22 protein-coding genes are annotated in these 22,904 nt (G+C 51.1%); 7 read left to right on the top strand and 15 right to left on the bottom strand.

Going from position 1 to position 22,904, the window contains the following annotated elements; all coding sequences use genetic code 11:
* Positions 1-243 precede the first annotated feature (243 nt).
* A complete protein-coding gene (locus tag Q0499_RS00890) occupies positions 244-843 on the top strand; it encodes a restriction endonuclease subunit S (protein ID WP_299194893.1) in 600 nt (199 codons plus the stop codon).
* Positions 830-2,272, top strand: coding sequence for an N-6 DNA methylase (locus Q0499_RS00885; RefSeq protein ID WP_299194890.1), 1,443 nt, complete (start codon positions 830-832; stop codon positions 2,270-2,272). The genes Q0499_RS00890 and Q0499_RS00885 overlap by 14 nt, the downstream gene beginning before the upstream one ends.
* Positions 2,273-2,474: 202 nt before the next feature.
* Here the strand turns inward: Q0499_RS00885 and Q0499_RS00880 are convergent, their stop codons facing one another.
* The 8 genes from Q0499_RS00880 to Q0499_RS00845 all read right to left on the bottom strand — a co-directional run bounded on the left by Q0499_RS00880 (position 2,475) and on the right by Q0499_RS00845 (position 12,097).
* Entirely contained in the window at positions 2,475-2,666 is a 192-nt protein-coding gene (locus tag Q0499_RS00880; protein ID WP_299194887.1) for a hypothetical protein, read from the bottom strand.
* 44 nt (positions 2,667-2,710) lie between these two features.
* On the bottom strand, positions 2,711-2,989 hold the full coding sequence (locus Q0499_RS00875; RefSeq protein WP_205211959.1) for a peptidylprolyl isomerase: 279 nt from the start codon (positions 2,987-2,989) through the stop codon (positions 2,711-2,713).
* 34 nt (positions 2,990-3,023) lie between these two features.
* Positions 3,024-4,406 (bottom strand): ATP-dependent RNA helicase DbpA, encoded by a 1,383-nt coding sequence (gene dbpA / locus Q0499_RS00870; RefSeq protein WP_299194881.1) that lies wholly within the window; start codon positions 4,404-4,406, stop codon positions 3,024-3,026.
* A gap of 119 nt (positions 4,407-4,525) precedes the next feature.
* Positions 4,526-5,350: an NAD-dependent protein deacetylase gene (locus tag Q0499_RS00865; protein ID WP_299194878.1), complete on the bottom strand. Its 825-nt coding sequence runs from the start codon at positions 5,348-5,350 to the stop codon at positions 4,526-4,528.
* Between the two features lie 246 nt (positions 5,351-5,596).
* Positions 5,597-7,774 carry a malate synthase G gene (locus tag Q0499_RS00860; protein ID WP_299194875.1) on the bottom strand — a complete coding sequence of 726 codons (2,178 nt, stop codon included), beginning with the start codon at positions 7,772-7,774 and terminating at the stop codon, positions 5,597-5,599.
* Between the two features lie 312 nt (positions 7,775-8,086).
* Positions 8,087-8,437, bottom strand: a complete 351-nt coding sequence (locus Q0499_RS00855) for a DUF4870 domain-containing protein (RefSeq protein WP_299194872.1) — start codon at positions 8,435-8,437, stop codon at positions 8,087-8,089.
* 24 nt (positions 8,438-8,461) lie between these two features.
* Complete coding sequence (locus Q0499_RS00850) at positions 8,462-8,875, bottom strand: thioesterase family protein (protein ID WP_299194869.1); 414 nt, start codon at positions 8,873-8,875, stop codon at positions 8,462-8,464.
* Positions 8,876-8,908: 33 nt separating this feature from the next.
* Positions 8,909-12,097: a mechanosensitive ion channel domain-containing protein gene (locus Q0499_RS00845; protein WP_299194866.1), complete on the bottom strand. Its 3,189-nt coding sequence runs from the start codon at positions 12,095-12,097 to the stop codon at positions 8,909-8,911.
* 465 nt (positions 12,098-12,562) lie between these two features.
* Between Q0499_RS00845 and Q0499_RS00840 the strand changes: the two genes are divergently transcribed.
* Positions 12,563-13,144: a GNAT family N-acetyltransferase gene (locus Q0499_RS00840; protein ID WP_299194863.1), complete on the top strand. Its 582-nt coding sequence runs from the start codon at positions 12,563-12,565 to the stop codon at positions 13,142-13,144.
* A gap of 97 nt (positions 13,145-13,241) precedes the next feature.
* Positions 13,242-14,267 carry an alpha/beta fold hydrolase gene (locus Q0499_RS00835; protein ID WP_299194860.1) on the top strand — a complete coding sequence of 342 codons (1,026 nt, stop codon included), beginning with the start codon at positions 13,242-13,244 and terminating at the stop codon, positions 14,265-14,267.
* A gap of 40 nt (positions 14,268-14,307) precedes the next feature.
* Here Q0499_RS00835 and serA read toward each other — a convergent pair whose 3' ends face one another.
* The 3 genes from serA to Q0499_RS00820 form a co-directional block, all read right to left on the bottom strand.
* Positions 14,308-15,540, bottom strand: a complete 1,233-nt coding sequence (gene serA, locus Q0499_RS00830; RefSeq protein WP_299194857.1) for a phosphoglycerate dehydrogenase — start codon at positions 15,538-15,540, stop codon at positions 14,308-14,310.
* A 218-nt stretch (positions 15,541-15,758) separates the two neighbouring features.
* Complete coding sequence (locus Q0499_RS00825) at positions 15,759-16,040, bottom strand: pyrimidine/purine nucleoside phosphorylase (protein WP_299194853.1); 282 nt, start codon at positions 16,038-16,040, stop codon at positions 15,759-15,761.
* A 52-nt stretch (positions 16,041-16,092) separates the two neighbouring features.
* Entirely contained in the window at positions 16,093-16,980 is an 888-nt protein-coding gene (locus Q0499_RS00820; protein WP_299194850.1) for a LysR family transcriptional regulator, read from the bottom strand.
* Between the two features lie 151 nt (positions 16,981-17,131).
* On the opposite strand from Q0499_RS00820, the gene Q0499_RS00815 reads away from it, so the two are divergent.
* From Q0499_RS00815 to Q0499_RS00805, 3 genes are all read left to right on the top strand, one after another.
* A complete protein-coding gene (locus Q0499_RS00815) occupies positions 17,132-18,328 on the top strand; it encodes an MFS transporter (RefSeq protein ID WP_299194847.1) in 1,197 nt (398 codons plus the stop codon).
* Between the two features lie 108 nt (positions 18,329-18,436).
* The gene (locus tag Q0499_RS00810) at positions 18,437-19,099 is read left to right on the top strand and encodes a fumarylacetoacetate hydrolase family protein (protein ID WP_299194845.1); all 663 of its coding nucleotides are present in this window, start codon (positions 18,437-18,439) and stop codon (positions 19,097-19,099) included.
* A 22-nt stretch (positions 19,100-19,121) separates the two neighbouring features.
* Positions 19,122-19,535, top strand: a complete 414-nt coding sequence (locus Q0499_RS00805) for a CopD family protein (protein WP_299194843.1) — start codon at positions 19,122-19,124, stop codon at positions 19,533-19,535.
* Between the two features lie 8 nt (positions 19,536-19,543).
* Here the strand turns inward: Q0499_RS00805 and Q0499_RS00800 are convergent, their stop codons facing one another.
* The 4 genes from Q0499_RS00800 to Q0499_RS00785 all read right to left on the bottom strand — a co-directional run.
* Positions 19,544-20,170, bottom strand: coding sequence for an SCP2 sterol-binding domain-containing protein (locus Q0499_RS00800; RefSeq protein WP_299194840.1), 627 nt, complete (start codon positions 20,168-20,170; stop codon positions 19,544-19,546).
* A gap of 6 nt (positions 20,171-20,176) precedes the next feature.
* Entirely contained in the window at positions 20,177-20,938 is a 762-nt protein-coding gene (ubiE, locus tag Q0499_RS00795) for a bifunctional demethylmenaquinone methyltransferase/2-methoxy-6-polyprenyl-1,4-benzoquinol methylase UbiE (RefSeq protein ID WP_299194837.1), read from the bottom strand.
* Positions 20,939-21,076: 138 nt separating this feature from the next.
* Complete coding sequence (locus Q0499_RS00790) at positions 21,077-21,454, bottom strand: DUF971 domain-containing protein (protein ID WP_299194834.1); 378 nt, start codon at positions 21,452-21,454, stop codon at positions 21,077-21,079.
* Positions 21,455-21,499: 45 nt separating this feature from the next.
* Positions 21,500-22,904 (bottom strand): AMP-binding protein (locus tag Q0499_RS00785; RefSeq protein ID WP_299194831.1); only part of this gene is annotated, 1,405 nt, incomplete at its 5' end.

Below are 22,904 nucleotides of genomic sequence, written 5' to 3'. Positions count from 1 at the left end.
AATTTGAGAAATTACGGCACTCGCCGGGGAATACTGAAGGGCATCCGCTGTCAGAATATATTCATGAAAAATGCGGGCTAGCGCCAAAGTTTTCGCGAAGCTCTTGTTATGTATAGTTATGACAACTAATGTAAGCATTGATTACTCAAGTGAAGTAGATAATGGGATTGAGAAAGTCAGTTATAAAATAGTATTGAATATTTAAGATAAAATTTTCTAATACATCAGAATAAGGTAATGAGAATGCTAGTTCAATTATCTGATATCGCTGAGATAAAGCTGGGTCAGACCTTCCGTGGTAAGGCGGAAGCGTCTGATAACGCAAGTGGTATCAAACTTGTGCAAATAAGAGATATTCACGAGGGTACCCTTGAGTCTAGCTCGTTATCATTCGCAAATATCGATAAAGAAAAACTCAAGGTCCGGGTTATTGATAATGATTTATTACTTCCTCTCAGAGGTAGCCGTTATGAGATGTGTATCTTTAAGTCAATGACGGGTGATGTTGTTACTACAACGAATCAGGTTGCTATTATCAGATCAGTCTCTAACAAAGTTAATCTAGAGTACCTGCTTTGGTACTTCAATTCTACATTAGGGCGAGCAAAGTTAGCTTCTTTGAACACAGGAACAACAGTGCCAAAAATTAATAGTGCACAATTAACTTCTTTTCAATTCCCTCTGCCTGACACTTCAACTCAAGATGCTATTGTTGAGCTGTATCGGAACTGGAATAAACAGAAATTTATTCTGTCAGAGATGCTAATTAACGGAGAAATGCTAGTTGAGAGCGCCTGTAGATCAATCTTAGATAAAAGCGGAGATAGCAATGGAGAAAACTAATAGCCACAGTTTGTATTTTAAGTTGTCTACGTTTGTCCATGACCTTCAAAGATCTAGGGGCCTGGATGTATCCGAAACTCGTGACATCGTTTTAGTATTATTCTTTCTTAGGTTTCTCTCCTCTACTTCTAATCATGGATACTACGACATACCTGAGGAATGCGATTTTAATACGTTATGTGCTGTTGAAAAATATTCTCTGCCCCTGTTTATCGGCAACTTAATAAAGGATCTTGAACTGAGAAATTCTAGTCTGGAAGGAATTGGCATGTCTGTTGATCATTTATTGATCGATCGATCTAGCCATCCAGAGTGGGTGAAATTCGTTCAAGAAATTTGTGATCGGCTAGCTTCTAACGATTTTGATTCTGCTTTCAATGTAGACCCAAAGTTTTTTCAGAAATGTTTTTTATTTTTAGTTGAGTCCTACTCTGATTTTAGTGGCAAAAAAGCAGGTGAATTCTATAGCCCTAACTCAGTAGCTGACTTAATTATTAATTTGCTTAAACCGCAGCAGGGTATGAGCATATATGATCCAGTATGCGGATCTGGTGGCTTTCTGACCAAAGCAGCTGATTTTATAGAAAAGAATGGCGGAAGAACCGACACCTGTAAGTTTGTTGGACAAGAGCTTAGTGTTAGCTCTTTAGTTATTGCAAAGCTAAATCTACTTATTCATGGCATCTCTAATGCTGAATTGTACTCAGGTGATGTTATTACTAACCCAGGTTCATTAGACTCACATGGAGATCTTGAAAAGTTTGATATTGTCCTAGCGGACCCTCCCTTTTCAATGAAAAATTGGTGTAGAGGTGATTTTCAGCCGTTACATGATATTCATCACCGTTTTGAATTTGGCATCCCTCCTGCCTCTAATGCAGATTTTGCATTTGTCTTACATACCTTATATTCACTAAAGGAGGGAGGCAAAGCAGCGGTAATAGTTTCTGATGGAGTTCTTTTTCGTGCTGGTGCTGAAGGTAAAATACGGCAAAAATTGATAGAGGCTGGTCATATACATGCAGTTATTTCATTACCCCCAAATTTATTTCCAGGAACAGGGATTTCGGCAAATATACTCGTACTCAGTAATCCAGGCTCTTGTGAAGATGTACTATTTATCAAGTCTAGTCACAGTTATGAGTCCCAAAAAAAACGAAATATTTTAACCGAGGGCTACATTGCATCCGTAGTGAGCAATTACGATGCACGAGATAGCAGAGGAATGAACTCTTATCGTGCCAATGTTGAAGAGATAGCGTCAAAGAAATTCAACCTTAGAGTATCTAGCTATATTAAAGAAAAATACGAGGATACAAAGGAGAGAAGTTTATCAATAGTCGAGCTAATAGATAAGCAAGAAAATCTTGAAAAAGAATTAGAGTTACTACAAGGTGAGATGAGTAGGCTGTTATCCAGAATAAAATAGATCAATACAATTTTTATATCTTGGTCATTTAGGGCGTTTCATTGAAGGAGCTCCTTCTTAAGCAGCTATTTATCACGGCCCTTCTTTATAACAAAAAAGAGAGCCCATCGGCTCTCTTTAATCTTTTGATCTTACGCTTTTTCGAGCAACGAACTACGAGCAAGTCGCGAAGCGACGTCGAGCTACGTCTCCGCTCTTAAAACTAATGCACTTCCGCGTATTTCCTCTGTATCGCCATCAACGCCGGCTGCGCTTCCAGCGGCGCATAGGCTATCGCCTGGTCAAACAGGTCTTTGTTCTCGTCGGAGAGGCGTTCATCTTCATTCATGGCAGAGAGTTTCTGCATCGCTTCGATAAACTTGGGGTGTTGTTTCTGTTTTTTGGCCGGTTTCATAGGAACTACCTCCGTAAGTTGGCGACGTGTATCGCGGCGTTAGCCTAGGTGCGATAGAGGGTCTGAATAAGATGAAAACCAAACTTCGTTTTCACCGGTCCGTGGATCTCCAATACTTTCTTACGGAAAACCACATCGTCGAACGCTTTCACCATAGTGCCGGGCCGGAACTCACCCAGATCACCACCCCGTTTGGCAGAGTTACACAGAGAGTGTTTTTTTGCCAGACGGGCAAAGTCCTCCCCTTTCTCCAGTTGTTGCTTCAGCTTGTCGGCCTCAGCTTTGGTCTTCACCAGAATATGCCGTGCCGATGCTACAGCCATATTAAAATACCTTACTTAAGACAGTAAAACGTTTTTACAACATTCTCACTTTAAAACGACGGCCTTTGATCTTGCCATCCACCAGTCGACTGTGGGCTTTACGGGCTTCATCCCGTTTCACGGCCACGTAGGCAGCATAGTCATAGATGTCGATTTTGCCGACTGCGCTGCCATCAATGCCCGCTTCACCGGTCAGTGCGCCAAGGATGTCGCCGGGACGTATCTTATCTTTTCGACCACCGGCGATGCAGAGAGTTCGCATTACGGGCTTAACCGGTTCCTCTGAGCTGGTTTTTTTCAGGCTGCTGAGGGATTTGGTTTCCAGGGTCTGCGACAGGTATTCACTGATGGTTTCCAGCTTATAGTCTTCAGAATCGCGGTAGAGGCTGATCGCCATGCCCTCTTTGCCCGCCCGGCCGGTACGGCCGATACGGTGCACATAGATCTCCGGATCACGGGGCAGGTCGTAGTTGATCACCAGCGACAGATCGCTGATATCCAGCCCGCGGGCGGCGACATCGGTGGCGATCAGAATGGTGTTGCTGCGGTTGGCGAACTGCACCAGCACCTGATCACGGTCGCGCTGTTCCAGATCACCGTGCAGGGCGGCGGCGAAGTAGCCCAGGTTACGCAGGTGCTCTGACACTTCACGGCACTGGTCTTTGGTGTTGCAGAAGATCACCGTGGATTCCGGGCTGAAGTGGCTGAGAATCCGTGCCAGCGCATCCGGTTTTTTGGTCTGTTCCAGGGCGTAGAACGATTGCTCGATCTGGCTGGTGCTGTGTACCGCTTCCACAGTGACCTCAACAGGGTCAACCTGCAGGTCGGCGCTGAGCTTTTTAATCCCTTCGGGGTAGGTGGCAGAGAACAGCAGGGTCTGGCGCTGTTTCGGGGTATTGTTGATCACCCCTTCGATCTGCTCATAAAAACCCATATCCAGCATCCGGTCGGCTTCATCCAGCACCACGGTGTTGCAGCGGGACAGGTCCAGCTTGCCTTTGCGGATCAGGTCTTGAATCCGGCCGGGGGTGCCGACGATGATATGCGCACCATGCTCCAGTGAACCGATCTGCGGTCCGACGGATTGTCCACCGCAGAGAATCACCAGCTTGAGGTTGTCTTTAAACCGTGCAAGACGGCGAATCTCCTGAGCGACCTGGGTGCTGAGCTCGCGGGTGGGGCAGAGTACCAGTGCCTGAGTGCCGAAATCCCGTTGATTAATCTTTAACAACAAGCCGATGGCAAAGGCGGCGGTTTTGCCGCTGCCGGTTTTGGCTTTGGCGATAATATCTTTATCGGCCAGCACATGGGGCAGACTGCCCGCCTGGATCGGCGTCATCTCGTTGTAGCCAAGATCAGCCAGGTTGCTGAGCATAGCGGGGGGGAGGTTCAGGGAGGCAAAAGAGGTATCAGACACGGTGTACTCGGGATAAGAATTTAATTGGCCGTCAGTATACCTGATCCGGGACATTATCGCTGCCCCGAAAGGCTGTTCTCTGACCAGAGACTCCTCCGTCTGTCTTTATATCAGCGTCGTTAAGCTAAAGGGATGAGTGCAGCAGCAGCGGGGATAAGAAACTCGCTGATATCGCCATCCAGCTTGAGCGTGAGCAGCTCATCGGCGCGGGTTTTACCGTGGGTGATAGCGGCAATGGGGATATTCAGCTTAACCGCCTGTTTACAGAAGCGGAAGCCGGAATACACCATCAGTGAGGAGCCCACCACCAGTAGTGCATCGGACTGTTGCAGACTGTCGAGGGCCGTGAATACCCGCTCTTTCGGTACATTATCGCCGAAGAACACCACATTGGGCTTGAGCATACCGCCACAGGCGGGGCAATCGGTCACCCTGAATTGGCTGAAGTCGATGCCTTCCAGATCGGCATCGCCATCGGGGGCGGCGCTGGCGCTGTAGTGGGCGTATTCCGGATTCTCAGCGGCCATCTGCTGGTGGATGGTGTTGCGCTCATGCAGCTGTTGGCAGTCCATGCAGATCACCTGATCTGAGCGGCCATGCAGGTCGATCACCCGCTGCTGACCCGCCTGCTGATGCAGCCGGTCAACGTTCTGGGTGACCAACTGGCGACAGTAGCCCTTCTCTTCTAACAGCTGCAGGCTGTTATGCACGCCGTTGGGGCGGGCATTGGCCATCAGTGGCCAGCCGACCAGACTGCGCGCCCAGAACCGCTGCCGGGTGGCGTGGCGGGTGAGAAAGTCACGGTGCTGTACCGGTGGCTGGCGTTTCCACTGGCCGTTATGGTCCCGGTAATCGGGGATTCCGGATTGGGTGCTGCAGCCTGCGCCGGTGAGGATAAACAGCCGGGGGTGCTGAGCGATAAAGTCGGTTAAGGGCGGTGTCATCAGTTACATCATCTTCTGCAGCATCGATTTGGTGCCATTAATTAGGGCTTATCAATTAGGGCTCATCAATATGGGTTCATTAAGAGAGTTTAATCGTTACCGCCGTCAGTACCAACGATTCAACAGGAATAAGCCTCAAGAGAGATCAGACTCAATAGGTACAGTGCTCTGTTATGCCGTCTAGGCGGCACAAAAAAAAACCGCGCAGTGCGCGGTTTTAATCGTTAAAGCTTATGTCCCAAAAACTTAGACGCCAAATTTGGCTTTAGCTTCCAGACGGCGGCGGTGCAGCACGGGCTCGGTGTAACCGTTTGGCTGCACACGTCCCTGAAGCACCAGCTCCAGTGCTGCCTGGAAGGCGACACTGTCATCGAAGTTGGGTGCCATTGGGCGATAGCCAGGATCGGAGGCGTTCTGGCGATCAACCACCGCAGCCATCCGCTGCAGGGTTTCCATTACCTGTGCTTCAGAGCAGATGCCGTGATAGAGCCAGTTGGTGATATGCTGGCTGGAGATCCGCAGGGTGGCACGGTCTTCCATCAGGCCGACATTGTTGATGTCTGGCACTTTGGAGCAGCCAATGCCGTCATCGATCCAACGCACCACGTAACCCAGGAGGCCCTGAGCGTTGTTATCCAGTTCGTTCTGAATCTCGTCTGCAGACCAGTTAGGATTGGTAGCAACCGGTATGGTCAGAATGTCGTCCAGGCTCGCACGGGTGCGGCTTTTCAGCTCTTCCTGCCGGGCGAATACATCGACCTTGTGATAGTGCAGTGCGTGCAGTGCCGCAGCCGTTGGTGATGGCACCCAGGCGGTGTTCGCGCCAGACAGTGGATGAGCGATCTTGGCGCTCAGCATGTTCGCCATCTGATCCGGGATCGCCCACATACCTTTACCTATTTGTGCACGGCCCTGCAGGCCACAGGCCAGACCGTTATCCACGTTCCAGTCTTCATAGGCACCGATCCAGGCGGCGGCTTTCATGTCGCCCTTGCGGATCATCGGGCCTGCTTCCATTGAGGTGTGGATCTCATCACCGGTGCGATCAAGGAAACCGGTATTGATGAAGACTACGCGGTCTTTCGCGGCGCGGATACACTCTTTCAGGTTGACGGTGGTGCGACGCTCTTCGTCCATGATGCCCATTTTCAGGGTGAAGCGCTCCAGCCCCAGGACATCTTCGATACGGCCAAACAGTTCGTTAGCGAAGGCGACCTCTTCCGGTCCGTGCATCTTCGGTTTAACGATATACATGGAGCCGGTGGTGGTGTTACTGAACTGACCATTGCCTTTAACATCGTGTACTGAGATCAGGCTGGTGACCATACCGTCGAGGATACCCTCTGGGATCTCGTTGCCCTCTTTGTCGAGAATGGCGTTATTGGTCATCAGATGGCCGACGTTGCGGACAAACATCAGGCTGCGGCCTTTCAGACTGACTTCAGAGCCATCCACGCCGGTGTATTTACGGTCAGGGTTCATGCGGCGGGTGAAGGTTTTGCCAGCTTTGGTCACCTCTTCGGTGAGGTCGCCCTTCATCAGGCCCAGCCAGTTTTTGTAGGCAACCACTTTATCGTCTGCATCAACCGCAGCGACTGAATCTTCACAGTCCATAATCGCGGTCAGCGCGGCTTCCACGATGATGTCGCTGATACCGGCAGCATCGGTTGAGCCGATCTGGCTGCTGCGGTCGACTTTAACATCCAGGTGCAGACCGTTGTGTTTCAGCAGGATAGAGTCGGGGGCGCTGATATCACCGAGGTAGCCGACCAGCTGAGATTCATCCTGCAGACCGGTTTCGCTGCCATCGGTGAGAGTCACCACCAGTTTGCCGTCATGGATGCTGTAACGCACGGAGTCTTTGTGGCAGCCAGTGGTCAGCGGTGCCGCTTCATTGAGGACATTGCGGGCAAATTCGATCACTTTAGCGCCGCGCACCGGGTTGTAGCCTGCAGTAATCTCTGCGCCGTCGGCTTCTGCGATTGCGTCGGTGCCGTACAGTGCATCGTACAGGCTACCCCAGCGGGCATTCGCCGCGTTCAGAGCGAAACGGGCGTTCATGACCGGCACCACCAGCTGTGGGCCCGCCATGGTGGCCATTTCCGGGTCAACGTTGCTGGTGGTAGCAGAGAAGTCTTCACCCTCTGGCAGCAGATAGCCGATCTCCTGCAGGAAAGACTTATAGGCAGCGAAGTCGAAACCGTTGGCGCGGTTTTCGCGGTGCCAGCTGTCTATCTGCTCCTGAATCGCGTCGCGCTTTGCCAGCAGTGCGCGGTTTTTCGGTGCCAGATCGTGAACAACCGCATCCAGACCAGACCAGAACTGCTCTTCGGTTACACCGGTGCCCGGAATAACCTGCTGGTTAATAAAGTTATACAGCGTTTCAGCAACCTGCAGGCCGCCTGTTTGTATCCGTTGACTCATAAGGTACTGCCTCATTGTAATCGTCCCGAATCCGGCGCGAGGCAACCAGACCAGGTCTTTTTTTTGTATGCCGCAATCCGGTGGCTCCTATCAGCGCTGCCGGTAGTGTGGCTTGTGCGTTGCAACAATATCGCACTTTGCAAGCGCTGTCGCCCCTGAGCAATGCTAAAGTATGAAGCCTGCAGGTGGTTTGGTGCAGGTATTCATTTCACATTGTGGAATAGATGTTCAGGACTGCGGAAACGATCCTTTTCGGGCAAAGAAAAAGCTGCACGGGGCAGCTTTTGTTATTGCAGCAACGGCGCCTGTCTATCAGAGAAACCAGCTGGTCGGCTGTGGCAGTGGCTGTTGTTTTTCCAGTGCACTGAGGCCTTTGACACAACGAATGATAAACCAGATCAGGTTCAGCAGCAGAATCAGGAAGCCGATCAGGATGGATGTGGTGATAAGGCCGATGACGGTATACAGGAGTCCCATCCAGAAGGTGCGGATCTGCCATTGATAGTGTGTTTTCAGCCAGTCGGATGCATCGTCTTTGTTAATATAGGCCATGATCAATCCGACTAATCCTGTGATCCCAAAAACCAGGCTTGCCAGATAGAGGATGTAGATAAGCTTTGCATTACCGCCTTTGTCCTTTTGCTGCTGAGCAACTTCATTCATACGCGTAAATCTCCTTTTGACGGATTAAGAAATATTTTCGCGGATTATATCCGGCAACGGCACCGAGCGGCCAGTGTTATGATCCATCCAGACGACTTTGGAATAGCCCTCAGTACAGATCAGATCAGGACTCTCTGTGGTGCTGAGTTCATACCAGGTCATAAAGCTGCTGCGGCCGATCTCACCGACATAACTTTTAATGATCAGAGTCGCCGGATAGGTCACCGGACGGAGAAACGTACAGCCCACATTGATGATCACCGGGTCAGTACCTTTACCATCCATGGTTGCACCAATTGAGGCCAGGCACTGCACCCGGGCCTCTTCCAGATAGCGCATATAGAGGGCATTGTTGACATGGCCGTAAGCATCCATATCGCCCCAGCGAACCGCTATCTGGCATTGATGTAATAATTTTCGGTTGAGGTTTTCACTCATCTGTTATTTCCTTTTATCCCTGTCATGCAGTATTTACTCGTCATCACCTTTATCCACAGGCTTGCCTGTGTCATTGCTGCGCAGATGCAGGTCCATCTGTGGGAAGGCGATCTCGATATTGTGTTCGCGGAACATTTTGTCGATGCTGCCATGTAGTTCGTGAATCGCCTGGTTACGCTTATCCATCGCGCTGATATGGGCGCGCAGTTCGAAGTCCAGGGTACTGTTGCCGAACGCCAGGAAGAACGCCATCGGTACCGGATCTGAGAGAACATTCTTGTTCTCCGCTGCTGCACGTAGCAATAGTTTTGTCACCAGCTCAGTATCTGAGCCATAGGCAACACCCACCGGAATCACGATTCGGGTGATCGCATCGGTCAGCGACCAGTTGATCAGTTGGTCGGTGATAAAGGTTTTATTAGGAATAATAACCTCTTTGCGGTCCCAGTCGGTAATGGTGGTTGCGCGGATCTGGATGCGGCTGACATTGCCGGTGACGCCGCCGATGGTGACGGTATCGCCGATGCGCACCGGTTTTTCGAACAGGATGATCAGGCCGGAGACAAAGTTGGCGACGATCTCCTGCAGGCCGAAACCGAGGCCGACACCCAGTGCGGCGACCAGCCACTGCAGTTTGCCCCATTCCAGACCGAGGAAGTTAAGAAAACTGATCAGACCGGTAATGTACAGACAGTACTTCAGCAGGGTGGAGATGGCATAACTGGTGCCCGGTGCCAGCGGCAGATAGTTGAGTACCAGCAGCTCGAACAGCCCTGGCAGATTACGCGCCGCAATAAAGGTGACACTCAGAGCGGCGAGGGCAAAAATGATCTGTTTCAGGGTGATGAAACTGAGCACTCCGGTATCGCCGCTGCCGGTAGACCAGAGGGTTATCGTATCGAGCGCATCGAGTGCGGGCAGGATCCAGCCCAGGGTAAACCATGCCAGGGTGAAAAAAATCAGCGCAGTGACTGTTTTTAACAGCATATTGCCCTGTTCAGAGATGGTTTGCAGATCGACAAAATTCTCTTTCACCGGCGGTACATCTTTTTGTTCCTCCCGTGCAGAGATGATCTCCGCCCGGCGCGCCAGCGCCTGGGTAAAGTAGAGTTTACGCTCTTCGATCAACAGCCAGCGCCGTCCCAGATGGAAGATGAGATAGGCCAGAATGGTAATGCAGACCAGCAGAAACATCATGCCGATGAGAATACCGGCAGAGAGTATGTAACCCCAGATAATCAGCCCGGCCATCGCCAGGTTGAAGGCGATGATAAAGCCAATCCAGACACTGATATTGCTCCAGAAGCGCTGCCGCTGGCCTTGATTGGTCTGTTGCGGCGTCGCTCGCCACAGGCTGATCCAGAACAGGGCGAAACCCATTGTTATCAACAGCAGAATAAAGCGCATCGGGCCTGCAGTAATGGTTTCATTACTACTCTGATCGAGGATAAACAGACAACCGATAGCGGGTGTATTGATCCAGAATAGCCAGCGCAGTCGCTTGCGTAGCTTTTGTGCGGCTTGTTCCGGCAGGCCGAACTGGCCGGGTATCAGTCCATCAGGCTGTTTTAGCCAGCGCATTACTGTCAGGTAAAGCCAGCTGATAAACGCGACAATATAGAACATATTCTGAATTGAGGTTTCATCGTTGCCAAGCTGCCTGCCCAGCGCGTAAAGAAACAGAGGCATCGGCAGTGCGACCAGCGGGTTGTAGAGTAACGGTCGAATGGTGTGACTAATGTGATCCAGACTGACATTGCCGATCTCTTTACACCAGATGGGTTGACGATTGTTCAGGTATCGACGACAGAATAGCGCTATCGGCAGCGCTATGATCAGCGCCATCAGGGGGATAAAAATTTTATCAGTCAGGACCGTCAGATAGGGTTGCAGTAGCATGGGCAGCTCGTTACCCAAAGCGATGAAACCATTGATAACCTGCGCTGGCCACTTTGCCGATACCGGCTCCGTGCTGGGTAGCCAGAGCAGGTGTTTATTAAACAACGCCTTACTGTCGGCGATCTGAGCGTTAAATTGCTCCTGCACCAGCAGTAACTGCGATAGTTCACTGATCAGTTTCTGCTGCAGTGAGCGTTGTTCAGAGATCAGCTCTGACTGGCTTTGGTTAAGCTGGGCCAGTTTGCTGTTCTGCGGCTCGGTTAAGCCCGCCGCTTCGGTCTGGGGTGTCGGCTGGCTCAGGGTGAGCTGACTGAGTCGCAGCGCTTTAAGACGGTTTCGGGTGTTGTCAGATTTAAGGTTTTTGGGTAGTTGCTGGATATGTTTACGAATCTCAGAACCGGTATAGCCAATCCCCAGTTCGAGCTGTAACTGGATCGCCTGGTATGTCTGGCGGATAATCTGTAACTGCTGTTCCAGCTGTTTGCGTTGCTGGACGGTTTGCTCTGTTTCAGCGAGGCCCTGGCGGATAATATCGGCAGTCTCATTATTCCGGTTGAAAGCCTGTTGCAATACCGGGTTGTTGTCGGTGTCTGCCGATTCTAACTGACTCAGGGTTTTTTCAGCTGAGGCCCTGCTCTGCTGCTGCAGACGCTCTTCGGCTGTGTTGATCCAGGCTTTGTAATTTTGAATCTGCGTTTGCAGGTTACTCAGGTTCAGCGATGCCAGTTCGGTGCGGCCGGGCAGCACCAGAATTTCCAGTTCGGTCACCTCCAGAGCGGCTTCCATCGCCATTTGCTGATACATACGCAGCTGCTCTCTGGCCTTCTGCAGATCAGTTGTCGGCGGAGTCGCAGGGGTTGAACTGAGAGTGCTGTTAAGTTGTTGCTGCAGAGAGGACTGTTTTTCCCGTTTACTCAGCAGTAACTTGTCGCTGTCACGAATGGTTTGTTGCCGTTCATCCTGAAACTTTTCCAGGTCGATCAGGCCTGCTTTTACCTTGATCAGCAGCGGTTGCAGTTCGGCTTCCGGTGGCAGGGTTTCGGGTAGTTCAGAACTCTGCTGCGGCGCTCTGTTGCGTGCCTGCTCCAGCTGCAGAGGCTGGGCTTCAATCTCTACCCGCAGATCCCGCACTTGCTGTCGTTGGCTGATGACCTCCTGAATATACTGGGCGGTCTGCTGATACACCAGGTTAAGAGGGTTTTCAGGGTTTTTTTCAAATTGCTGAAGCTGACTCTGCAGGCGTGTCAGCTCAGCATTGAGATCGGGAGATTCGGCTCGCGCGTAAAGGCTGAAGAGAAGCAGAAATATAAATAACAGTCGCATAGATCGTGCCCTGAGGTAATGAGGTTAACTATATACGCCAATTACTGTTGCACAAGTAATAAGTTGTCGCCTGAGCTAAATGTATGCAACCCATCGCGTTTGACGATTCTCTCTGGTACGCAGTGGTAGAAAAGGGACAAGCAGATGCAGGTATTGTAGCAAACAGTACCTATGTCAATCCTGTGGTCGTGCTGCAGTTCCCCCTTTTCTGGACTTTAGGGTAAGCAGGGTTTATGTGTTAATCATGTTTGAAAGACAACCCGTTTATCGGTCAGTCTTAGGTGCAATGGGTCTGTGCGTGCTCCTGGTTCTCGACTTTTCGGGTGTCGGAGTTATTTGATGTTAAGAGAGTCTTCGTATAGTGTTTGCCGGGCCAATGAAGATCGGTTTTTTATGGGGGATTGTTTTTCTTAGTGTGCATTTAGGTTGTTAACGTTGTGGACCTGATATAAGTGTTTTGAATTTATGAAAAGCCTTGAAACTTACTGCTATAAGATAGCTGAAAATGATTGCCCATCCGATACTGAGTTGCGTCTGGCATCAAGTGATCTTAACGTTAAAACGTGGATTTTTGGTAATAAAGAAAACCAAACCTCTTTCTGCTTGGATAATATTAATTGGGATCGTATTTATTTTATACGGCATAAAGGGGCCGCAGTGGGTTCTCTTAAATACTATTTGAATGGAACAGGGCCCTATGACGAGTCGTTAGGGAAATTTATAAGGTTCTATGGTTATAGTGTCGGAGTTGTTCGGTTTTTGACCAATTATATATTTATTCGTGTATTCGTTAAGCCTCAATCGTATATCTACCATGTAGGAGTGAATAGAGAGTTGAGAGGGAAGGGGTTAGGCTTGCAGTTGCTGTCTGCGATTAAGAATGAGTTGGTTGATAAAAATATTTCCTGTGTTTATTTTGATATAAGAAAAGGTAATTCTGCTTCAAATAACGTTTTTAATAAGTGCTTTTCATCTTTTGTTATATGTGCAAAGAGATCTCTTTTACGAAGATTTATAAAATATAAAGTTTTATTGATTGATAAGTGATCTTAAATTGTCGGCTTCAAAGCGTGATTTAAACAGCTAGGTTTTGTCTTTTAGAGTCTCTGGCGATGCATGGACTTTAACCAGAATAGTACTAAAATTGGGTGAGAATAAATCGAGGGAAGAATATAAAATTAATAGTCGACATGTCTTTACCAGAAGCGCCCTGAATGTCTCATCGCTACGCAACGCACTTCCTCTCTATAATCAGGAAGATGGTGTCAGTAGCAGTGAGATGCTGGAAGAATATCTGAGCTTTTATCAGTTAAACCCGGTGCTTAATGCAGGGCATAAGCTGTTTGCCTCCCGGCAAACGGTGCTGGGGTGTAGTCTGTTTGTGCAGCACTATTGTTGCCGTAATGACAGCCGCGGTACCGTGGTGGTGCTGCATGGTTATTTTGACCACAGTGGTCTGTACGGTCATCTGATCTCCTATCTGCTGGAGATCGGCTGGGATGTGCTGATCTATGATCTGCCAGGGCATGGCCTTTCACAGGGGGCGCCGCTCTCTATCGACAATTTTGAAACCTATGCCCGACAACTGACCGAACTGCTGAATAGTCGCCAGGACCGGCTTAAAGCTCCCTGGACTATGCTGGGTCAGAGCACTGGCGCGGCGATCCTGATAGAGCAACAGCTAAAGTTTGGCTATCGCGACTGGCCGGTGCAGAGTCAGGTGTTTCTGGCACCGTTGGTGCGTCCCTGTGGCTGGCAGCAGATTAGCAGTCAATATCGCTGGTTACGTTTTCTATTGCGCTCGGTATCGAGGAGTTATGGCCTAAGCTCTGCGGATCAGACTTTTCTGGATTTTGTCCGCTACCGTGATCCGTTACAGCATCACAAGATTCCAGTGCGCTGGATCGGCGCGATGCTGCGCTGGATAAAGGAGGTGGAACAGTCCGATAGTTTACCGACTCAGCCGCTGTGTATTCAGGGAGTTGAGGATGAAACTGTCGAGTGGCGACACAATCTCGGAGTGATCGGACGACTCTATCCGGGGCTGGAGATTAAGCTGTTACAGAAAGCCCGCCACCATCTGGTAAATGAAGATGCCTCTATCCGACTGCAGGTGTTCCGACTGATAGAGGAGATGATTAATCCGCAAACTGAACTATCAGGGCAATAAAAAAGGCAGCTCAAGGCTGCCTTTTTTCACACTTAAGCGATCAGAACAGGCGGCGGCAACGGATAGTGCCTTTTACCTGCTTCAGTTTTTCCAGTGCAACCTCTGATGTATCTGCGTTGACATCAATAACCACGTAACCGACTTTCTCATTGGTCTGCAGGTACTGGCCGGTGATGTTGATATCGTTCTCAGAAAAGACGCTGTTGATTGAACTCATCACACCCGGAATGTTCTCGTGAACATGCAACAGGCGGTGAACATCAGCATGCTCAGGCAGCGATACTTCAGGGAAGTTAACCGACGTAATAGAGGAACCGTTGTCGCTGTACTTGATCAGCTTTTCAGACACTTCGTAGCCGATGTTTTCCTGGGCTTCCAGAGTTGATCCGCCAACGTGTGGGGTCAGGATTACATTGTCGAATTCACGTAGCGGTGAGATGAACTCATCTTCATTGGTGCGTGGTTCAACCGGGAAAACGTCAATAGCAGCTCCCAGCAGGCGCTTGTCAGCCAGTGCTTTGCATAGCTCATCGATGACCACCACGGTGCCACGTGCGGCGTTGATGAAGATAGAATCCTGCTTCATCTCAGCAAACTGGGAAGCGCCCATCATATCTTTGGTCGCCGGTGTTTCAGGCACGTGCAAAGAGACGATGTCGCAGGTGTTCAGCAGCTCTTTAAGGGAGCCCAACTGAGTTGCGTTACCCAGAGGTAGTTTGGTGACAATGTCATAGAAGTAAACATACATGCCCAGCGACTCAGCAATGACGCTCAGCTGCGAACCGATGCTGCCGTAGCCCACAATACCCAGCTTCTTGCCGCGAATCTCATAAGAGTTCTTGGCGGTTTTCTGCCATTCACCCCGGTGTGCTTTAGCATTCTTCTCGGCGACGCCGCGCAGCAGGATAATCGCTTCGGCGATCACCAGTTCAGCAACTGAACGGGTGTTCGAGTAGGGTGCGTTGAAAACCGCGACACCGCGCATGGTGGCTGCGGCCAGGTTTACCTGATTGGTGCCGATACAGAAACAGCCCACAGCAACCAGTTTGTCAGCGGCTTCAAATACCTCTTCGGTCAGCTGGGTGCGGGAACGGATACCGATGAAGTGAACATCTTTGACTCGTTCTAACAGCTCTGCTTCCGGCAGAGAACCGGTCAGGTATTCAATGTTGGTGTAGCCGTGCGCATTCAGGGTATCCAGTGCTGACTGGTGCACGCCCTCCAGCAGCAGAATCTTGATCTTGCTTTTTTCCAGAGAGGTATCTTGGCTCATGGTATGGATCTCTTTTTAAAGTGGCGATGCTTCTGTGTGTGGCAGGCATCTCCGGATTAGCCGGTAAAAGAAAGGGCGCTATGTTAACACAGTGTTGTGCTAAAAGGGTGTGGCCCGGAAGGGGTATTTGGTGGATTTTTATTCAATCAAAGATGAATCCAAATCAACTTATGGGAAAAATAGTGATTTGGATTCATGTTTTGAGATTGCCGGGTCGATCAGCCGTAGAAGCACAGGTATGCAGTGGGCTTCGCCACCTGCAGCTGGAACTTCTGATTGGCAGCAACCTTGAACTCCGTGCCTGTCGGGAACGACTGCCACGTATCACTGCCGGGCAGTTTGACAACCAATTCACCACTGACAACTTTCATCAGTTCATCTTCAGAGGTACCAAACTCATATTCGCCAGCGGCCATAACGCCGGAAGTTACTTTGCCTTCCGCATTTTCAAAGCCGATAGATTTTACCGCACCATCAAAGTATTCGTTCACGGTCAGCATTGTATTACTCCTATAAATGGGAGCGCTATAGTAGATATCTTTGGCGAAATTGTCACCTGTTTGGCGTTGTCGGTGAGTGCTCCAGCAGGTAGTCGACAAAGGCTTTGTTGGCTCTGGACAGATAACTCTGCTTACGCCAGGCGATGCTCAGGTTAAACAGCAGGGGTTCATCAAAGGGGATGCCGACCAGATCTCGGGCATCATCGATGGCGGGGCGGAGCAGGGCCGAGATGCCAAAACCGTGACGTACCACTGATTGAATCAGCGGAATAAGATTGGTTTCAAAGGATATTTTCGGCGTGACACGGTAGTTTTTGGCCAGTTGTTCGGTCACCTGTCGATGAAAAAATCCCTCTTTGAACAGCACCAGCTCTTCATCCAGAAAAGCCTCGTAGCTGATGCTTGTCTGCTGTGCCAGTGGGTGGTCCGGGCTGACACAGGCGAGGGTTTCCACCTGCATCAGGTGAACCCGTTCAAGCTCATCTGATTCGCCGCCATCGACGACGATGCCGATATCCAGATCGCCTTTTACAATCAGCCGGCGGATATGGGTGGTTCCGCCTTCGACGACGGAGAGCTGCAAACCCTCATAGCTGTGGCGAAACCCCATGAGTAGTTCAGGCAGGTAATAAGACCCGAGCATGCTCGGTATACCGACTCTGACCTGTCCCCGGGTCAGGCCGGTCAGCTCCTGCATCTCCAGCTCGGCATCGGCAACCGCCTGAAGTATTTTGTCGGCATGGCGCAGCAGTCGCTCCCCCTCATCGGTGAGGGTGATGCGGCGTTCATTACGATGGAAGAGCGTCAGCCCCAGCTGTTCCTCCAGCCGCTTAATGGACATGCTGACAGCGGGCTGTGCCAGATGCAGTTGTTCCGCTGCCCGGGTGAAGTTAGCTTCCCGGGCAACGGTTTGGAAACAGCGCAGCGAGCGTATATCCATGGAGTTACCTGTTTAAAAGGCCGGTGAGCATGAATGAGTGAGAATAGCTGAATATATCATCACATTTAATTATCAATATCATCATATTAATATATTTCTGTGATTTTTTGGCGGCTGCTACGCTTACGGCATCTTTTTTGAGAGTGCTGTAATGATTGAATCGGGTAGTAAAGCGTTCTGGCGGGCTACGATTGCGTTGTGTATCGGCTCGTTTATGATTTTTGCCAATGTTTATGTAACCCAGCCTATTCTGCCTGAGCTACAGCGGGAGTTTGCACTTACTACGCTGGAGGTTAGCTGGTCTTTTACGGTGACGACGCTGATGCTGGGTCTGTCTCTGTTGTTTTATGGTCCGCTATCGGATGCCGTGGGGCGCCGCTCGTTGATGCTGCTGAGTATGGCCGGTGTGTGTCTCTGCACATTGCTGCTGTCCCGGGCCGACAGTTTTGCCACGCTGGTGCTGTTGCGCGGGTTGCAAGGGTTGTTTCTCGGTGGATTACCGGCCATTGCGATCGCCTATATGGGCGATGAGTATTCACGTAAAGCGATGATGCTGGCCGTTGGTCTGTATATCAGCGGTAACTCGCTGGGTGGTATCTCCGGTCGTTTGATCGGCGGCTTTGTCGGCGAATGGCTGGGCTGGGCTGACCTGTTTCTGGTGATGGGGGTCGGTAGCTGTTTCGGCTTGCTGTTGTTCTGGTGGTTGTTGCCGGCATCACGGCAGTTTTCACCGCAGCCTTTGAATCTGCCGACGATGTTATCCCGGCTGGGTGATCATCTGCGTAATCCGTTGCTGTTGCTGGTGTATCTGATCGGTGGGTTGAACTTTTTTATCTTTATCAATCAGTACAGCTATATCACTTTTGTCTTGTCGGAAGCGCCTTACCACCTCAGTCCGGTATGGATTGGGTTGCTGTTTCTCACCTATCTGACCGGGACGGTGGGATCGACGCTTTCCGGCCGTTTGGCGCAGCGATACGGTCAGCTCAACTGCATCAGGGCGGGAATTATTATTCTGATCTGCGGCAGCCTGGTAACCCTGAGCAGCGAGCTTCCGCTGATTGTGCTGGGCTTCTTTATCAACAGTTTTGGTTTCTTCTTTGCGCACTCCAGTGCCAGTAGCTGGGTGAGTCATCAGGCGACCCATGCCCGTGCCAGCGCGTCTTCGCTTTATCTGGTGTTTTATTATCTGGGCGCCAGTAGCGGTGGATTTTATCTTGATCCTTTCTGGCAATGGCTCGGCTGGGATGGGGTTGTGCTGGGGTCGGTGATGGTGCTGCTGGTGACTTTGTCACTGGCTCTGGCATTGAGCTCGCTGAGCGCCAGGGGTATGATCAAAGCCCATTGAGAGAGGAGATATCCACTCCTTTAATTTAACGATCTTCTGAAAACGGCTTTGCGTATATCAGACCGTTCGATCTGTTCACCGACTCCCTAAGGGTATGGAGCATTAATTATGCAGTATAAGCATCAGTATGTAGATGGCACCGCCGCGAACCTGCCGGTGGGTAAAGTGGTGTGTGTCGGGCGTAACTATGCCGACCATGCGGCCGAGCTGAACAATCCAGTGCCAACCACGCCGATGCTGTTTATCAAACCTTCGACGGCGATTGTACCGCTGGCTGACGCATTTACCGTGCCGGTGGATTTTGGCTCGGTTCATTTCGAAACAGAGATGGCAATATTGATCGGTCAGACACTGAAAAATGCTACCCATGCTGAAGTTGAAGCTGCGCTGGCCGGGGTTGGCGTCGCCCTGGACCTGACCCTGCGGGATGTGCAGAGCAAGCTGAAAGATCAGGGGCATCCCTGGGAGAAGTCCAAAGGGTTTGATGGTGCCTGTCCTTTATCTGCGTTTCTTGAGCCGGTCGCTGTGGGTGATCTGCAGGCTCAGCAGATCCGTCTGACGGTTAATGGGCAGCTACGCCAGAACGGTAACAGCAGTCATATGCTCAATAAGGTAGTGCCGCTGATTGCCTATATGAGTCATTATTTTACGCTGCTGCCGGGGGATGTGGTGCTCACCGGTACTCCGGCAGGTGTCGGTGCGGTCAATCCCGGTGACAACCTGTTAGTTGAACTGGGTGAACAGTTACGAATTGAGACACAGGCTATCTGAGCCGCGATAAGGAATCTCGACAATGTTGTGGGTTAAGGTATTTCATGTACTGGCGATGACCAGCTGGATGGCAGGTATCTTCTACCTGCCACGTATTTTTGTGCATTATGTTGAAGGGCGTGCGGCGGGTCAGGATGTTGCCCGGCTGGAGATTATGGCCGGTAAGTTGTATGGCTTCATGTCGATCATGGCGCTGTTTACGCTGGGACTGGGGTTATGGCTCTGGTTTGGTTACGGGTTTTCCGGCGCCTGGCTGCATGCTAAGTTATTGTTCGTCGGATTTCTGATCGGTTATCACTTCTGGTGTTTTAACTATCTGAAGCGGCTGCGTGCCGGTACTCTCGATAACAGCGGGCGTTACTTCCGGTTGTTTAATGAGCTGCCGCTGCTGATCTTTATACCGATTTTGATCTTTGTGATAGTTAAGCCTTTTTAACTCGCTGCTTAAGCGCGTTCGATCCTCTGTCGCAGTCGTTCGATCCGGGCGGCTGCCCGCTCAGTTTCCTGGCGCAGCTGGTCAACCTGGCTGGAAAACCTGTTCAGTTCCGGGCGGCTTGGCAGCAGCTGTAGCTCCTCTTTGAGATACTCTTCCAGACTCCGCATCAGGCTGTTACCGCTGTGCAGATAAAATGCGGCTTTCCACTTCAGTAAGCGGCCCAGCTCGTGGGCCGGCAGATCGCCGATGATCTGGGCCAGAGCCCCTTCCCAGTCCAGTGCGGCATCCACCAGTATCTGGCTGAAGCGGGTTGCCAGCGTGTTATCGCCGGAGACCTTGATGGTTTTGCCAAACATCGCATCGCTGCTTTCTGCTGCGCTTAGCAAACGGAAAAAATCACTGCCGCTGCCGCTCAGGGTGACATCGGCATCGTCACGCTGCATCAGATCGATCTGTAGACCGGAAGAACCGGGCTGGACTGACAGGGATACCGCAGGGGAGGTAAGCCGGATAGCAATGACTTTGCCGTCCAGTTGAGACAGTTGATCAACGGTTTCAGGGCTGAGAAGCAGCAGCCGGTTCAGCGTGGCTTCGGCGAGTGTCAGCAGTGTTGCGTTGAGCGTTTCGATAGTCATAACAGATCAGGGTTTGATACCGGTGTGCAGGGCAACGACACCGCCGGTCATGTTCTGGAATTTACACTGGGTCAGGCCCGCGTCTTCCATCATCCCTTTAAGGGTTTCCTGATCCGGATGCATACGGATCGATTCAGCCAGATAGCGATAGCTGTCCTCATCACCGGCGATCAGTTTGCCAATTTTTGGCAGCAGATTAAATGAGTAGATATCGTAGGCTTTGGTTAGCAGTGGGTTGTTGGTTTTGGAAAACTCCAGCACCATCACTTTACCACCAGGCTTAAGCACCCGCGCCATTGACGCCAGTGCTTTCTCTTTGTAGGTGACGTTGCGCAGACCAAAGGCGATGGTGATGCAGTCGAAGGTGTTGTCGGGAAAAGGCAGTGCTTCCGCGTTGGCCTGGACAAACTCGACGTTGCCGGTGATACCGCGATCCATCAGACGATCCCGGCCTACTTTGAGCATGGAGTCGTTGATATCCGCGAGCACAACCTTGCCCTCAGAACCCACTAGCCGGGAAAAACGCATTGTCAGGTCACCGGTGCCGCCGGCAATATCCAATACAGTATTGCCGCGACGGACGCCACTCTGTTCGATGGTCAGGCGTTTCCAGATACGGTGGATACCCCCGGACATCAGATCGTTCATGATGTCGTATTTGCTGGCAACCGAGTGAAAAACGTCGGCAACTTTCGCCTGTTTTTCATCGACTTTTACCTGCTCGAAGCCGAAATGGGTGTTGTCCTGAGATGCTTTCTGGTCTGTCATGGGAAACCTGTAATCTGCATAATTCGCGTTGCCGCATTCTACCTTTGCCACAGGCAATTGTCTTTACTCTTGCATCATCAACTGATCTGGCTAAACAAAATGCTGCTTTCAGCGCAAAACAGCCGCTGACAAAGCGGTTTATCCTTTGGCGATCATATTACCGTGCCGGGTTTTGCCTGCGTCTGCAAGTGCCGCAAGGTAACGGTTCCAGTAAGTCTCGTAATTGCGACCGAGATCGTAGAGATATTCCCAGGTGAACAGACCGCTGTCATGGCCATCATCAAAGATGATTTTCAGGGCATAGTTTCCCGTCGGCTCCAGCCCTTTAATACCCACCAGTTGCTTGCCTGTCTGCAGTGTGCCGTTGCCAATGCCGTGACCACGAACTTCAGCAGACGGCGAGTGAACCCGCAGATACTCAGCGGTCAGCTCATAATGCTCCTGGTCACTGTAAATCAGTTCGAGGGTTTTCGATTTTGCGTGAAGCTTAATATCTTTTGGAAGTGGTGCAGCCATAACAGACTCCGCTGGCGGAGTTGAGGCTCCGCCACATGGGTAGGGTTAAAGGATATAGTGGCTCAGATCTTCATCCTGGCTTAGTTCTGCCAGATAGCGGTCAACATAGGCGCGGTCGACATTGATGGTCAGGCCCGCGTTGTCAGCTGCGGTAAACGAGATCTCTTCCAGCAGTCGTTCCATCATGGTGTGCAGGCGACGGGCACCGATATTCTCGGTTTTTTCATTCACCTGAAAGGCCAGTTCGGCGATCCGGTCGATACCATCCTGAGTATACTCAACGGTGACGCCTTCAGTCGCCAGCAGCGCGCGATACTGCTCGGTCAGTGAGGCGTTTGGCTCGGTGAGAATACGGCGGAAATCGTCCGGTGTCAGTGCTTTCAGTTCCACCCGGATCGGCAGACGGCCCTGAAGTTCCGGAATCAGGTCGGATGGTTTCGACAGATGGAACGCGCCGGAGGCGATAAACAGTATATGGTCAGTTTTGATCATGCCGTATTTGGTCGATACGGTGCTGCCTTCAATCAGCGGCAGCAGGTCGCGCTGTACACCTTCCCGGGAGACGTCAGCGCCCGCGGTCTCGCCGCGCTTGGCGTCCGGCACACCCACCACACAGGCTTCGGCCACCGCCGGGTGGCCATACATGATGGACTCCACCTCGGCAGGCCAGACCTTGAATCCCGAGGCGTTGATCATGCGCTTGAGCCGGTCGACCATGAAGAAATAGCCCTCCTCATCGTAGTAACCCAGATCGCCGGTGCGGAAGAAACGCTTACCATCGATTTCGACGAACGAGGCCTCGGTATCCACGGGTCGATTCCAGTAGCCCAGAGTGACCTGAGGCCCGCAGGAAACGATCTCGCCGGTTTCTCCCACGCCTTTTTCTTCAAGTGTGTCGACATCGATAATCCGGCTGTCAACATCAAATACCGGAATCCCCAGGCATTGCGGTTTAGGGTTGTTACCGGGGTTGATGTGGGTAGCTGCCATGGTTTCAGACAAACCGTATCCTTCGATGTAATCAAGGCCTGTCAGCTTTTTGAGCTTTTCCGCCACCGCAACAGGCATCGCGGCACCACCACCCCCGATCATGTTCAGGCTGCTGATGTCGTAGCTACCCAGCTCCGGGTTTGACAGAAAATCCACCGCCATAGTGACGATATTGGTCCAGCCGGTGACCTTGTAACGCTCAATCAAACGTGCCGCTGTGGTTCTGTCCCAACGGGTCATGATGACAGAAGTGGCACCGCAGAATATGGGACCGTTCATGGAGCCAGTCATGCCGGTTACGTGGAAGAACGGCAGCGTGGATAGCTGAACACTATCCGGAGTGGACAGATTCCAGAATACCCGGTGCACGGCTGTCGCCATCACCGACCGGTGAGTGTGCATGCAGCCCTTGGGTGCCCCGGTGGTACCGGAGCTGTACGGACTAACGGCAAGGTCATCC

This window comes from uncultured Amphritea sp., assembly GCF_937127095.1.
GTDB lineage: Bacteria > Pseudomonadota > Gammaproteobacteria > Pseudomonadales > Balneatricaceae > Amphritea.
Note: the sequence above shows the minus strand (reverse complement) of the source record. Positions and strands in the feature narration are given on the sequence as shown.